The organism is Halomonas sp. ALS9, assembly GCF_001651035.1.
In the GTDB taxonomy this organism is placed as follows: Bacteria; Pseudomonadota; Gammaproteobacteria; order Pseudomonadales; family Halomonadaceae; genus Vreelandella.
The window spans coordinates 1-518 of sequence record NZ_LXRG01000149.1; the positions used below are offsets into that span (position 1 = coordinate 1).

Annotated in this window: 1 protein-coding gene; it reads left to right on the top strand. The window is 53.5% G+C overall.

Going from position 1 to position 518, the window contains the following annotated elements; genetic code table 11:
* A partial coding sequence (locus tag A6R74_RS10520) for a methyl-accepting chemotaxis protein (RefSeq protein ID WP_240488208.1) occupies positions 1-410 on the top strand: 410 nt, incomplete at its 5' end.
* Between the last annotated feature and the right edge of the window lie 108 nt (positions 411-518).

The window sequence follows — 518 nt, forward strand, 5'->3', positions numbered from 1 at the left end:
GTTCGGCCACCGCTGATAAAGATATCAAAACAGTGATCGAAGCGTCAGATAGCAAAGTGTTGGAAGGCAGCCGTCAGTGGCTTGATACCGGCGATCTGATCAATGGGATGGTCGATGATATCAAGCAGCTCAGCACACTCGTACAAGAGATTTCTGCGGCCACCATTGAGCAGAGCAGCGGCATTGAGCAGGTCAACCAAGCGGTGACCCAAATGGATCAAATGACCCAACAAAATGCAAGCCTGGTGCAAGAGAGCAACCACGCCACCCAGTCTCTTGCCCAGCTCAGCGATCAACTGCGCCAGTTGGTTGCCCACTTCCACATTAACCAGAGCGCAGACCATGCACAGGCAAGCTTGCCCTCCTCCTCTCCTGCCCCGCAGGCAGCTCATCAGCTCAGCGATTTTTAGCGTCTGTTAACACCGGCGAAACACTACGAGGTTATGCTGCGGCGGCAAGCGAAATTGCCGCGGCAGCATTTACTTTAAATTTCGCTAAGGTATAAGCGCCTCAAGCCG